Consider the following 11,128-nt stretch of genomic DNA (forward strand, 5'->3'; position numbering starts at 1 on the left):
ACCCCCCCAGTGCGCGGACGGATCAGCGCACCCGCGGCGACCTCGCCTTCGATCGTGCGGCGCGAGACACCCTGCGTGCGCAGCACCGACACACGGGCGACTCCGCCCTGTTCGCGGACGACCTCCTGAAGCTCCGTCATCCACTGAGCGTCGCGCGTCGTGACGCCGTCGGGCGGCCGTCGCCCCGATTTGTGGACGAATGCTCGGCGCACTCACGCTCTGGAGGAGGCGAAGCCGCGCAGAAACGCGGAGATGTGCACGATGACGGATGCTACAGGCACATCCCGCACGCCATCCTGCCCATGCACGCACTTCTGCGCGCGTGGCGGTGTCAGAGCTTGGTGACCTGGTCGAACGACAGCTCGACGGGGGTCTCGCGCTCGAACAGCGACACGAGCACGGTGAGCTTTCCGCTCTCTGGCTTGATCTCGCTGATCGAGCCCGGCAGACCCGCGAACGAGCCCTCTTTGATGGTGATGGTCTCGCCGATCTCGAAGTCGACCTCGGCGGGGATCGCACGCGACGCAGCAGGCACGCCCTTCGCCGAAGCGGCCGACTTGGCCGGCGCGGTCTCCTTCACCTCGACGAGGCTCTTGAGCATGTTGAAGGCCTCTTCGAAGCGCAGCGGCGTCGGGTTGTGGGCGTTCCCGACGAAGCCGGTCACGCCCGGCGTGTGCCGCACGACCGACCAGGTGTCCTCATTGAGCTCCATGCGCACGAGCACGTAGCCGGGGATCCGGACGCGCGTGACCATCTTGCGCTGACCGTTCTTGATCTCGACGACGTCCTCCATGGGGACCTCGATCTGGTAGATGTCGTCCTCGACCTCGAGCGTCGACTTGCGCTGCTCGATGTTGGCCTTCACCTTGCGCTCGAAGCCCGCGTAGGAGTGGATGACGTACCACTTGCCGGGGAGCAGACGCAGCTCGGCGCGGTATGCCTCGTACGGGTCGGCCTCGTCACCGTTGATGTCGGGACCGTCGTACGGCGCCACGTCGTCGGCGTGGGCGGCGGCCTCCTCGGCCACCTGCTCCGCGAGCGACTCGGTCAGCACTTCGGCTGCCGCCTCGGCCTCGACCGTCTCGTCGATGTTCAGCGCGTCGTTCACTATCGCGTCCGCCTCCGGGTCGTTTGTGTCGATGTCGTCCAGGTCGTCGACATCCTGCTCGTCGCCGTCGTCCACCACGTGGATCGCGACCTGCTCGGCGGCCTCGACGGACCGCTCCTCGGCCTCGAGGATGTTGCCCTCCTGGGCCTCGTCGTCCTCGCTGGACTGCTCGGCGGCCGTTGCCCAGTCGCCGTCGTCACCGACATATCGTTCAGACACTTCATTCACTTCCGTTCACGCGTGGCGACGCGTTCAGCTCGCACCCGGCACGCCGAACACCTGCTCGGCAAGCCACACGAAGACGATGTCGAGTCCGTACACGAAGGCCATCACGATGAGCACGAAGATCAGCACGACGACCGTGAACTTGATGAGCTCCTGCCGGGTCGGGGTGACGACCTTCCGCAGCTCAGCGAAGACCTGACGGATGAAGATGACGATGCGCTGGAAGAAGTTGGGCTTCTTCTCACGCGCGCTGCCGCCGCCGACGGCGACTTCGCCACCCGTTTCGTCCTGGACCATCGAACCACCTGAATCACTGGGATGCACCAGCTGTTCGCTGGGCCGCAGGGCGGACAGGACTTGAACCTGCAACCTGCGGTTTTGGAGACCGCTGCTCTGCCAATTGAGCTACCGCCCTAGAGACCTTGAGGTCTCGAGGTGTCTGCGCCGCTCTCGTCGCACCGCGCGCCGGGCACGACAAAAGAATGCAGACTTCCACTGCGTCTTCCAGTCTACGGCATGGGCACAGCCCCCGCGAACGCGCTCAGTACTCGGCGATGCCGTAGCGCTCGGGCTCTTCGCCCCGTGGAAAGGCGCGGCCGGTCATGCTCGTGGGGGTGATGCGCACGAAGTTGTACTTCAGGGTCGGGATCCACGGCGCCAGCGGCAGCCGGTCGGCCGCGGCGACCTCGGCACTGGTGGTCAGCCGGCGGGCGCGTCCGCGCACCACAACGCTCCACGCGTCGGCGTCGGTGTACGCATCGACCTCGAACAGCACCTCGTCGTTCACGGTGAGCTCATACAGCTTGCTGCCCTCGGCCGTGCGGAACACGATGTCGTGCCCGTCGAGTGCGTAGTTCACCGGGAAGATGTCGAGCACGTCCGTCACCCGTGTCACGAGCCGGCCGAGTTCGTGCTGCGCCAGCCGCCCGATGCACTGCGCTTCAGTGAGGGTCGTCACGATATTCGGCTCGTCCATGCCTCCATCATCCCGCGAATCCGACCGCCGGGCCCTTACGGGCTCACCGAGCGGCAGAACCGCGATCACCCCGCCACGCGGATAAGCTTCTTGTTCACGAACTCGTCGGCGGCCAGCAGGCCCATCTCGCGCGAGGTGCCGCTGCGCTTCACGCCGCCGAAGGGCAGCCCCGCCTCGTCGGCGAGCACGATGTTGACGAACACCATCCCGGCGTCGATCTTGTCGGCCAGGCGCACTGCCTGCTCCGCATCGGTCGTGTACACGTACGAGCCGAGCCCGTAGGGCGTGTCGTTGGCGAGCGCGACGGCCTCGTCCTCGTTCTCGACCTTGTAGACGACGCCGACCGGACCGAAGAACTCTTCGCGGAAGGCATCCATCTCCGCCGTCACGTCCGTGAGCACGGTCGACTCGAAGAAGGCACCCGTGCGCGTGCCACCCGTGACCAGCGTCGCGCCCTGCTCGATCGCACGCTGCACCTGGCCGTCGAGCCGCTCGGCGGCCGCCAGCGACGACAGCGGCCCGAGCACCGTGTCGTCGGCGAACGGATCGCCGGTCTTGGCTGCGGTCATCGCGGCGGTGAACTTCTCGAGGAACGCGTCGTAGAGGTCTTCGTGCACGATGAAGCGCTTGGCGGCGTTGCACGACTGGCCGGTGTTGTCGAGCCGCGCGGCGACGGCGCCCTCGACGGCGGCGTCGAGATCATTCGTCGACAGCAGGATGAAGGGGTCGGAGCCGCCCAGTTCGAGCGCCACCTTCTTGAGGTGCTGTCCGGCCAGCGCCGCCACGGCCGAGCCCGCACGTTCGGAGCCGGTCACCGAGACGCCCTGCACGCGCGGGTCAGCGATGACGTCAGCGGCCTGCTCGTTGGTCAGGCGCACGTTGATGTACGCCCCCTCGGGCAGGCCCGCATCGCGGTAGATCCGCGCGATGGCCTCTGCCGACTCGGGGCACTGCGGTGCGTGCTTGAGCAGAATCGTATTGCCGACCGCGAGGTTCGGCGCGGCGAAGCGGGCCACCTGGTAGTACGGGAAGTTCCACGGCATGATGCCCAGCAGCACACCGAGCGGTGAGCGGCGGATCACGGCCGTGCCCTCGCCCTCGATGTCGATGGACTGGTCGCCGGTGATTCGGTCGATGTGGTCGGCGTAGTACTCGGTGATGTCGGCGGCGAAGTCGACCTCGCCCTCCGCCGCGGCCAGCGGCTTGCCCATCTCGCGCACGATGATCGCCGCGAGCTCGTCGCGGCGTTCGCGGTGCAGCTCGGCGATGCGGCGGATGATCGTGGCGCGCTCGGCGACGGCCACGTCGCGCCAGATGCGGAACTCGGCCGAGGCGGATGCCAGGGCCTCCTGCACCTCGACGTCGGTGTGCGTCGGGTAGGTGGCGAGGGTCTCGCCGGTGGCGGGATTGACGACGGCGTAGCCGGTCATGGTCGCTCCAGTTCTGCGGGGGTTCCGGTGAGAGTGCGCGACCCGCGGGTGCGGGGTGCGACGATCATGGGGACGGGCAGCTCGCGCAGCATCTTCGCCGCGGTCGCGCCGAGGAACAGGCGCCGCCCGCGCGCCAGGCGACTCGAGCCGACGACGGCGAGCTCGCCGGGCTCCCAGCGCAGCCGCCGTACGGCATCTTCGATGCTGTCGCCCAGCCCCACGACCGTATCCGCCTTGATGCTCGGCGGCAGCGCCGCGCGCACGTGGATGTACACCTCGTCGGCGTGTTCGGCGGCCGTCTCGGTCGCCTCGATGCCGGCGGGGAGGTCGAGCGCCACCAGAGACAGGATGCGCAGCTCGGCGCCCGTGGCCTGCGACAGCTCGATCGCGCCCTCCATGAGCAGGTCGGCCCCGGGGCGCATGCCGATCGCGGCGGTGATGCGCGTGACGCCGACGGCGGGGAACACGCGACGCGAGCCCTCAGGTGCCAGGGCAACCGCGACGTCCGACGAGTGCAGCAGTTCGGCGGCGACGGTGCCGAGGCGGTGCCGGCCGCGCAGCCCGCCGTTGGCGGCACCGACGACGATGAGCCCGGCGCCGGCCACGTGCGCGGCGTCGACCAGGCCCTGCGCGAACGACTCGGCGATGCGCACCTGGGTCGAGGCGGTGACCGCGGCCGGCAGGGAGGCCGCGGCATCCATCAGCCAGGCCTCGGCCTGCGAGCGTGCCTCGGGCCCGCGGGTGGCGGGGGGAAGCACCGCGTGCATGTCGGCCGGCAGCACGAACGTGAGCACGAGCGGCGCACCGGTCGCAACCGCCAGACGCGCGCCGAGGGCCATCGCGTCGCGGCCCGCGGGCGTCGCGGCGCAGCCGACGACGATCGGTGCTGTCACGGGCCCTCCACGGGTCACACGGCGGCGAGCGCCGCGGCGACCACGTCGAGCCCCTCCTCGAGGAGCGCGTCGGGGATCGACAGCGGCGGTAGGAAGCGGATGATGTTGCCGTACGCGCCGCACGTGAGCACGATCACGCCCTCGGCAATGCACGCCTTGGCGACCGCGGAGGTCAGCGCGGCATCCGGCTCGGTCGTGCCGGGCTTCACGAACTCGACCGCGACCATCGCACCGCGCCCGCGCACCTCGCCGATGCGCGGGTCGTCGGCCTGCAGTGCCTCGAGGCGCGCGCGCAGGATCGCACCGACCTCCTGCGCGCGGGCGGGCAGGTCCTCGCTCTCGAAGACCTCGATGGCAGCCAGCGCCGCAGCGCACGCGACCGGGTTGCCGCCGTAGGTGCCGCCGAGACCGCCGATGTGCGAGGCATCCATGATCTCGGCCCGTCCGGTGACCGCCGCCAACGGCATGCCGCCCGCGATGCCCTTGGCCATCGTGATGAGGTCGGGCACGATGCCGAACTGCTCGCTCGCGAACATCGTGCCGGTGCGGGCGAAGCCGGTCTGCACCTCGTCGGCGATGAAGACGACGCCGTTCGCGCGGCACCAGTCGACGATCGCGGGCAGGAAGCCGTCGGCGGGCACGATGAACCCGCCCTCGCCCGGGATCGGCTCGATGATGACGGCGGCGAGGTCGTCGGCGCCGATCTGCTTCTCCATGACCGAGATCGCGCGTGCCGCGGCCTCAGCGCCGCTGAGTCCGTCGCGAAACGGGTACGACAGCGGAGCGCGGTAGATCTCGCCCGCGAACGGCCCGAAGCCGCTCTTGTACGGCATGGCCTTGGCGGTGAGGCCCATCGTGAGATTCGTGCGGCCGTGGTACCCGTGCTCGAACGCCACGACGGCCTGCCGACGCGTGTGCTTGCGGGCGACTTTGATGGCGTTCTCGACCGCCTCGGCGCCCGAGTTGAACAGGGCGCTCTTCTTGACGTGATCGCCGGGCGTCACGCGGTTGAGCGCCTCGGCGACGGCAACGTACGACTCGTAGGGCGAGACCATGAAGCATGTGTGGGCGAACTGCGCGATCTGCGCCTGCACGGCCTCGACGACCTTGGGGTGGGCGTTGCCGATCGTCGTGACGGCGATGCCGGCGCCGAGGTCGATCAGCGAATTGCCGTCGGCGTCGACCACGACGCCCCCGCCTGCGGCGACGGCCTCGATCGGCACGGTGTGGCCCACCCCCGCAGAGACGGCGGCGGCCTTGCGGTCGAGCAGCTCCTGCGAGCGGGGGCCGGGAAGGGCGGTGACCAGGTGCCGCTCCTGCGGGAGCGAGGGGCCACCGAGAGGTGTGATGGAAGGGGGCGCGATCGTGCTCATGCTGGTGAGCGTACGGGGGTGCGAGTGCGCGGGCACTGTACGCGATGTACAGTCGAAAGATCCATACTGTACACGACGAAAGAGAGTGGATGCCTGCGGCCCCCGCGCCCGGAACGCCCACGCTGCGCGCCCTGCTGCGCCGTCGCGAGCTGCGCCTGCAGCTGACGATCGACGAGGCAGACCTCGAGCCCGGGGCGCTGGATCGCCCCATGCGGTGGGTGCACAGCTCCGACCTCGCCGACCCGACGCCGTTCCTGTCGGAGGGCCTGGCGCTGCTGACGACCGGCACACAGTTCACCGACCACCCCGACCCCGAGCCCTATGTCGCACGGCTCAAGGCGCGCGGTGTGCTCGGACTCGGCTACGGCACCGAGGTGGCGCGCGACGGCATCCCGACCGAGCTCGCCGACGCCTGCCGCGCGCACCGCATGCCCCTGTTCGAGGTGCCCTACGGCACGCCGTTCATCGCGGTGGCCCGCGCCAACGCCGAGGCCGTCGCCGCCGAGTCCCACTCGCGGCGCTCGTGGGCCCTGGCCGCGCAGCGTGCGGTGGCGCTCGCCGCGCTGCGCTCGGGCGGGCTCGACGAGATCCTCGCCGAGTTGTCGCGCCGCCTCGACGCCTGGGTCGGCCTGTTCGACACGACCGGCACGGCGACGCACCGGCATCCGATCCCCCTCGACCCCGCCGTGGCCGCGGAGCTTGCCGCCGAGGTCGAGACGGTGCTGCGCCGGGAAGGGGCCTCGGGCGCATCGCTGCGACTGGGCGGCGTGCCGTTCACGCTGCAGACGCTGGGGCGCACGGGCCACCTGCGCGGCGTGCTGGTCGTCGGCAAGGCCGAGCTCGACCAGGAGGCGCGCGGCGTCGTGACCGCCGTCGTCGCGATGGCCGAGCTGGCCTTCACCCAGGGCGAGCGCCTCGGTGCGGCGCTGGCGCGGCTGCGCACGGCCCTGCTGCGTCTGCTGCTCGCCGGCGATGCGGCCGTGGTCGCAGCGGTGTCGCGTGAGCTGTGGGGTGCCCTGCCGGTCGAGCCCGTCGAGGTGATGGTGACGGATGCCTCCGGCGACGCCGTAGCGGCGTTCCTCGAACGCCGCGCAGGCCGGGGCGTGTTCTTCGCCCGCGACGGCGCGGTGATCGTCGCCGCGACCGCCGCCGGCGGAGAGCTGGCCGATGAGCTCGTCGCGCGGTTCGATGCGTCGGCAGGGGTGTCGACGAGCGGGTCGTGGGCCGATATGCCGCGGCTGCGCGCCGAAGCGGGCGAGGCGCTGCGCACCGGCGCCGGCGACGGGGTGTCGCGGTTCGCGGTGGTCGCGGCGGCGGGGGTGCTCACAGGCATCGACTCCGCCGCGGCACGACTGCGCGCCGAAGCGGTGCTCGCCCCGCTGCGCGCCGAGGGCGGTCCGCTCGAAGAGACCCTCGTCGCATGGTTGCAGAACGACGCCCGTTACGACACGACCGCCGAGGCTCTCGGCGTGCATCGGCACACGGTGCGCGCGCGCATCGCCCAGGCCGGGCGGCTGCTCGGCGTCGATCTCGGCGCCTTCCCGGCCCGCGCCGACGTCTGGGTGGCCCTGCAGCTCGCCGGCCGGTGACCCCGCACCGCTCGAGACCGAACAAAGGCTGTGATGCGTGTGATGCACTAGAATCGGCATCATGCGCACCACGCTCTCGATCGATGATGAACTGCTTGCTCGCGCCAAGTCAGAGGCGCGAGCGAAGGGCCAGACCCTCGGCGAGTTCGTAGAAGATGTGCTGCGTCATGGGCTGGCCACCCCCCAGCGTCCGCGTGGTGAGACCACGCTGACCGTCTCCCGGGCGACGGGCGGTGCGCGCGCGGGTGTCGATCTCACGACGAATCGTGGTCTCTACGACGCGGTCGGCATCGACGCCGCATGATCGTCCTCGATGTCAACATCCTGATCGCGGCGTTCCGGCGGGATCACCCTCATCACGAGATCGCCCATCCCTGGCTTGCCACCCGACTCGGCGGCGTCGAAGACATCGTCGTGCCCGACGCGGTGTGGTCAGGATTTCTGCGCATCGTCACGCATCCCCGCGCAATGGTCCAGCCCTCGTCGCTCGACGAGGCCGCGGCCTTCATCCACGACGTAGCCAACGCACCTGCGTACCGCGCGGCGGCAACGGCCGGGGACGCACCGCAACGCCTTGTCGAGCTGTGCCGCACATCTCAGGCGACGGGTGATCTGGTCCCCGACGCCTACATCGCATCCGTTGCACTCAGCCTGGGCTCCGCCGTGGCGACGTTCGATCGGGACTTCCGCCGGTTCGATGGTCTCGCAATCGCCACTCCGACGATCTGAGCCGGTGCATCACCGCGGGGCGTGCGCCTCGAGGAACTCGTACACGTCGGTCGTGTCGACACCGGGGAACGCCCCCGTGGGCAGGGTCGCCAGCAGCGTGCGCGGTGTGCGCACGTTCGGCCACGAGTGCTCGCGCCACACCGACTCGAGGTCGGCCGGCGCCCGGCGGCAGCAGGCTTCCACCGAGTGCGTCGAAGTGCCGCGGTTGGTGGTGTCGCGCCCGAGGAACCACCGGGTGTCGTCGAAGCGCACCCCCACCGACACGGAGTGGGCTCCCTCGCTGGACTGCTCCACCCGCGCGGTGCACCAGTAGGTGCCGTTGCCGGTGTCGGTGTACTGATAGTACGGGTTGAACCGGTCGTCGACGTCGAACACCTCCCGCGAGGTCCAGCGGCGGCAGCACATCTGTCCCTCGATCGCGCCGAGGCGATCGGTCGGGAAGTTCACGTCGTCGTTCTCGTACGCCTTCGTGATCGTGCCCGACTCGTGCACCTTGAGGAAGTGCACCGGGATGTCGAGGTGCTGCGTGGCGAGGTTCGTGAACCGATGGGCGGCCGTCTCGTACGACACCGAGTACGCATCGCGCAGATCCTCGATCGAGATGGCACGGTCCTTCTTCGCGTCCCGCAGAAACGGCACCGCGTGCGATTCGGGGATCAGCAGCGCCCCCGTCAGGTAGTTGGTCTCCACACGCTGACGCAGGAACTCGGCGTAGCTGCGCGGCTCGGCATGCCCCAGCATCCGGCTCGACAGCGCCTGCAGCACCGCCGTGCGCGGGTCGCCCTTGGCCGACAGGGTGCTCGACAGGTAGAGCCGGCCGTTGCGGATGTCGGCGACCGACCGCGTCGTGTGCGGAAGGTCGGGAACGTAGTGGATCGTGAATCCCAGGTGGGCGGCGATATCAGAAGCTGTGCGCTGGGTGAGCGGTCCGCCCGGGTGATCGACCGCGGCGAGGATGTCACGGGCCTTGGCCTCGAGCTCGGCGAAGTAGTTGTCCTGCGTGCGCATGAGCCGACGCAAGTCGACGTTGGCCCGTCGCGCCTCCTCGGGGGTCGCCGCGCGCTCGTCGCGCAGCCGGTCGATCTCGCCCTGCAGCGCGAGCATCGCCTTCAGCGCCTCGGTGGGCACGCCCTTGCCGATGCGGAACGGCTCGATCCCGAGCGCTTGGAACGTCTGCCCTTTCATCGCGCGCTCGAGCGAGATCTCCAGCGACGCGCGCTCGTCGAGCGGCCCCGATTCCAGCAGCGCGTCGAGCGCGACCCCGAGCGCGCGGGCGATCGCCCGCAGCAGCGTCAGCTTGGGCTCACGGCGCCCGTTCTCGATCATCGACAGCTGACTGGGTGCGCGGCCCACCTCGGCGGCGAGATCGTCGAGCGTCATTCCGCGCTCGGTGCGCACTTGGCGGATGCGGCGGCCGATCGTGAGCGAATCGACCCCGTCGTCGGCCACGTTCCGGTCGGATTCTGCGGTCTGCATGGGACTCATGACCGGGATTCTGTCACATAAGCAGAAGATCAAACAATCTTCACACGGCTTTTGGTGCTTGCAAGCCGTGAAATTCACTCAGAGTGGTCTCAACACCGGCACCGGCCGGACCGCAAAAAACAGGCACGACCACAAACCCAGACACGACACAGAGAGACAGGGCCATGACTCCCACCGCCACGGGCATCGCGCCCACCACGCTGAACATCACCGGTCCCGTGATCGAGATCACCGGGTCGCTGCAGCCGCGCTTCGACGAGATCCTCACGACCGAGGCGGTCGCGTTCCTCGGCGAACTGCATCACCGTTTCGCCGGCCGCCGCCACGACCGCCTCGCCGACCGCATGCGCCGCCGCTTCGAGATCGGCAACGGTCACGACCCGCAGTTCCGTGATGAAACCCGCCACATCCGCGAGGATGCGGACTGGCGCGTCGCCGGTGCCGGGCCGGGCCTGGAGGACCGTCGTGTCGAGATCACCGGCCCGACCGACCCGAAGATGACGATCAACGCACTGAACTCCGGCGCGCGCGTGTGGCTCGCCGACCAGGAGGACGCCACCAGCCCGACCTGGCAGAACGTCATCGAGGGGCAGCTGAGCCTGTTCGACGCGATCCGCGGGCAGCTCGAATACACCTCTCCCGAGGGGAAGCGCTACACCGTCACCGCCGAGCGCACACCGACGATCGTGATGCGCCCACGCGGGTGGCACCTCACCGAGAAGCACCTCCGCTACACCGACCGCGCCGGGCGCACGATGGCCGCATCGGGCTCGCTGGTCGACTTCGGGCTGTACTTCTTCCACAACGCGCAGGCGCTGATCGCCGCCGGACGCGGCCCGTACTTCTACCTGCCCAAGCTCGAGTCGAGCGAAGAGGCCAAGCTGTGGGACGACGTCTTCACCTTCAGCGAGGAGTACCTCGGCATCGACCACGGCACGATCCGCGCGACGGTGCTGATCGAGACGCTGCCGGCCGCGTTCGAGATGGACGAGATCCTCTACGAGCTGCGCGATCACGCGGCGGGCCTGAACGCCGGGCGCTGGGACTACATCTTCTCGATGATCAAGAACTACCGCGGCCGCGGTGCCCGGTTCGTCCTTCCCGACCGCAGCCAGGTGACCATGACCGTGCCGTTCATGCGCGCCTACACCGATCTGCTGGTGCAGACGTGCCACAAGCGCGGCGCCTTCGCGATCGGCGGCATGAGCGCGTTCATCCCGAACCGCCGTGACCCCGAGGTGACCGCCCAGGCGTTCGAGCGGGTCGCCGCCGACAAGAAGCGCGAGGCCGGCGACGGCTTCGACGGCACCTGGGTGGCCC

General features: G+C 69.7%; 11 protein-coding genes and 1 tRNA gene. 4 read left to right on the plus strand and 8 right to left on the minus strand.

Going from position 1 to position 11,128, the window contains the following annotated elements:
* Positions 1-331: 331 nt before the first annotated feature.
* The 7 genes from nusG to gabT form a co-directional block, all read right to left on the minus strand.
* Positions 332-1,327 carry a transcription termination/antitermination protein NusG gene (nusG, locus tag ACK5IN_RS04630; RefSeq protein ID WP_416895041.1) on the minus strand — a complete coding sequence of 332 codons (996 nt, stop codon included), beginning with the start codon at positions 1,325-1,327 and terminating at the stop codon, positions 332-334.
* A gap of 33 nt (positions 1,328-1,360) precedes the next feature.
* Complete coding sequence (secE, locus tag ACK5IN_RS04635) at positions 1,361-1,630, minus strand: preprotein translocase subunit SecE (RefSeq protein WP_416895042.1); 270 nt, start codon at positions 1,628-1,630, stop codon at positions 1,361-1,363.
* A 45-nt stretch (positions 1,631-1,675) separates the two neighbouring features.
* Positions 1,676-1,748, minus strand: a tRNA-Trp gene (locus tag ACK5IN_RS04640).
* Positions 1,749-1,874: 126 nt separating this feature from the next.
* Positions 1,875-2,309, minus strand: a complete 435-nt coding sequence (locus tag ACK5IN_RS04645) for a pyridoxamine 5'-phosphate oxidase family protein (RefSeq protein ID WP_416895043.1) — start codon at positions 2,307-2,309, stop codon at positions 1,875-1,877.
* 65 nt (positions 2,310-2,374) lie between these two features.
* Positions 2,375-3,739 carry an NAD-dependent succinate-semialdehyde dehydrogenase gene (locus tag ACK5IN_RS04650; RefSeq protein ID WP_416895044.1) on the minus strand — a complete coding sequence of 455 codons (1,365 nt, stop codon included), beginning with the start codon at positions 3,737-3,739 and terminating at the stop codon, positions 2,375-2,377.
* Positions 3,736-4,632 (minus strand): universal stress protein, encoded by an 897-nt coding sequence (locus ACK5IN_RS04655; protein WP_416895045.1) that lies wholly within the window; start codon positions 4,630-4,632, stop codon positions 3,736-3,738. Before ACK5IN_RS04655 ends, ACK5IN_RS04650 begins: the two co-directional genes overlap by 4 nt.
* Positions 4,633-4,646: 14 nt before the next feature.
* The gene (gene gabT / locus ACK5IN_RS04660) at positions 4,647-6,005 is read right to left on the minus strand and encodes a 4-aminobutyrate--2-oxoglutarate transaminase (protein WP_416895046.1); all 1,359 of its coding nucleotides are present in this window, start codon (positions 6,003-6,005) and stop codon (positions 4,647-4,649) included.
* Between the two features lie 89 nt (positions 6,006-6,094).
* Between gabT and ACK5IN_RS04665 the strand changes: the two genes are divergently transcribed.
* From ACK5IN_RS04665 to ACK5IN_RS04675, 3 genes are all read left to right on the plus strand, one after another.
* Positions 6,095-7,594: a PucR family transcriptional regulator gene (locus ACK5IN_RS04665; RefSeq protein WP_416895047.1), complete on the plus strand. Its 1,500-nt coding sequence runs from the start codon at positions 6,095-6,097 to the stop codon at positions 7,592-7,594.
* Between the two features lie 61 nt (positions 7,595-7,655).
* A complete protein-coding gene (locus ACK5IN_RS04670) occupies positions 7,656-7,898 on the plus strand; it encodes a ribbon-helix-helix protein, CopG family (protein ID WP_416895048.1) in 243 nt (80 codons plus the stop codon).
* Positions 7,895-8,323, plus strand: a complete 429-nt coding sequence (locus ACK5IN_RS04675) for a TA system VapC family ribonuclease toxin (RefSeq protein WP_416895049.1) — start codon at positions 7,895-7,897, stop codon at positions 8,321-8,323. The genes ACK5IN_RS04670 and ACK5IN_RS04675 overlap by 4 nt, the downstream gene beginning before the upstream one ends.
* A gap of 9 nt (positions 8,324-8,332) precedes the next feature.
* Here the strand turns inward: ACK5IN_RS04675 and ACK5IN_RS04680 are convergent, their stop codons facing one another.
* The gene (locus tag ACK5IN_RS04680; RefSeq protein ID WP_416895050.1) at positions 8,333-9,808 is read right to left on the minus strand and encodes a helix-turn-helix domain-containing protein; all 1,476 of its coding nucleotides are present in this window, start codon (positions 9,806-9,808) and stop codon (positions 8,333-8,335) included.
* Between the two features lie 164 nt (positions 9,809-9,972).
* On the opposite strand from ACK5IN_RS04680, the gene ACK5IN_RS04685 reads away from it, so the two are divergent.
* Positions 9,973-11,128 (plus strand): malate synthase (locus tag ACK5IN_RS04685; RefSeq protein ID WP_416895051.1); only part of this gene is annotated, 1,156 nt, incomplete at its 3' end.

The sequence above is a fragment of the Microbacterium sp. genome (genome assembly GCF_047971895.1).
GTDB lineage: Bacteria > Actinomycetota > Actinomycetes > Actinomycetales > Microbacteriaceae > Microbacterium.

Coding starts and splice junctions, on each gene's coding strand:
- secE (WP_416895042.1), bottom strand. CDS start 1,630: ATGGTCCAGGACGAAACGGGTGGCGAAGTCGCCGTCGGCGGCGGCAGC.
- ACK5IN_RS04645 (WP_416895043.1), bottom strand. CDS start 2,309: ATGGACGAGCCGAATATCGTGACGACCCTCACTGAAGCGCAGTGCATC.
- ACK5IN_RS04650 (WP_416895044.1), bottom strand. CDS start 3,739: ATGACCGGCTACGCCGTCGTCAATCCCGCCACCGGCGAGACCCTCGCC.
- gabT (WP_416895046.1), bottom strand. CDS start 6,005: ATGAGCACGATCGCGCCCCCTTCCATCACACCTCTCGGTGGCCCCTCG.
- ACK5IN_RS04665 (WP_416895047.1), top strand. CDS start 6,095: ATGCCTGCGGCCCCCGCGCCCGGAACGCCCACGCTGCGCGCCCTGCTG.
- ACK5IN_RS04670 (WP_416895048.1), top strand. CDS start 7,656: ATGCGCACCACGCTCTCGATCGATGATGAACTGCTTGCTCGCGCCAAG.
- ACK5IN_RS04675 (WP_416895049.1), top strand. CDS start 7,895: ATGATCGTCCTCGATGTCAACATCCTGATCGCGGCGTTCCGGCGGGAT.
- ACK5IN_RS04680 (WP_416895050.1), bottom strand. CDS start 9,808: ATGAGTCCCATGCAGACCGCAGAATCCGACCGGAACGTGGCCGACGAC.